This is a genomic window from Mesorhizobium sp. M1A.F.Ca.IN.020.03.2.1, assembly GCF_004023205.1.
In the GTDB taxonomy this organism is placed as follows: domain Bacteria; phylum Pseudomonadota; class Alphaproteobacteria; order Rhizobiales; family Rhizobiaceae; genus Mesorhizobium.
The window spans coordinates 1-1,056 of record NZ_RZSV01000480.1 but is presented as its reverse complement, the minus strand read 5'-3'; the positions used below and the strand labels follow the sequence as shown (position 1 = coordinate 1,056).

The window sequence follows — 1,056 nt, the reverse complement described above, 5'->3', positions numbered from 1 at the left end:
GCCGATCAGCTGCGTCGGGTCCAGCGTGTCGGCGGAGCTGCCGCCGTTGAGGCCAAGGCGCAGCGCGCCGCCCTTGCGCGGCGCCGCGGCAAGGCCGGTATGTGGAAACGCCGCCGTGGCGAAGGCAGCCGCAGCGGCCGTCTTGATGAAGCTGCGGCGGTTCATGCTGTCCAGGCTAGAGAAGACGCTTCTGTCGTTCATGTCATTGTCCCATTGGTTCAATAGGCGCCAAGGACTTCGTTGACCATCAGCGGCTGTGGCGGCAGGCGCCGGTCGAGAACCGCGCTCAGCGCGCGCGCCTGCGCGCCGAGTGCTCGCTCGGGAAACAGGTTCCAGTGCTCCCAGGGGTCTTCGCGAAGATCGAACAGCTCCCTCCAGGCCGGCTGGTTGGGATAGCGGGTGAACCGCCACTCCTTGGAGATGATCGACTGGTTGTAGAGGCAGGGGTCACGTCGCGGATGATATTCACCGAACAGGAAGTCGCGGACGTCGGCGACCCGGCCGTCGATCAGCGGCTTGAGATCGGTGCCGTCGGTCGCGGGCGCCGGCAGGCCGAGCAGCGATGCGATGGTCGCGAACAGGTCGAGGTGGCTGGTCAGCGCATCGAGGCTTGTTCCGGCGCGGATGCCTGGACCGCTAAGAACCAGCGGGACCTGCAGCAGTTGTCGGTAGGGTGGTGGCCCCTTGCGCAGCAGCCCGTGGTCGCCGAGCAACTCGCCATGATCGGCGGTAAACAGCACGAAGCTGTCGTCGAGCACGCCAACGTCGTCCAGTGCGACGAGCAGCCGCCCGACGGCATCGTCGATCATCTGGATCATGCCATGCGTGTGGGCGATTGCGATGGCCAGCGTTTCGTCGGAGATATCGTCGGTGCGCAGGAGGAAGCCCTGCTCGCGCGGCTGCTCGCCGGAGGCGATGTAGGGCACTTTGGTCGGATCGTCGCCTTCGCCGAGATAGGCCGGCATCCGCTCCAGCTCGCCCGCCCGGATGGTCGGCGTGGGCATCAGCTCCGGTCGGAACAGGTCGCAATAGGGCAGGGGCGGGGCGAAGGGGTGG

Annotated in this window: 2 protein-coding genes; both read right to left on the bottom strand. The window is 66.9% G+C overall.

From position 1 onward, the window contains the following. Positions 1–201: twin-arginine translocation signal domain-containing protein (locus tag EOA79_RS32210; protein ID WP_128293708.1), on the bottom strand; the 201-nt coding region annotated here is incomplete at its 3' end. Between the two features lie 17 nt (positions 202–218). After that, positions 219–1,056 (bottom strand): sulfatase-like hydrolase/transferase (locus EOA79_RS32205; RefSeq protein WP_206639303.1); only part of this gene is annotated, 838 nt, incomplete at its 5' end.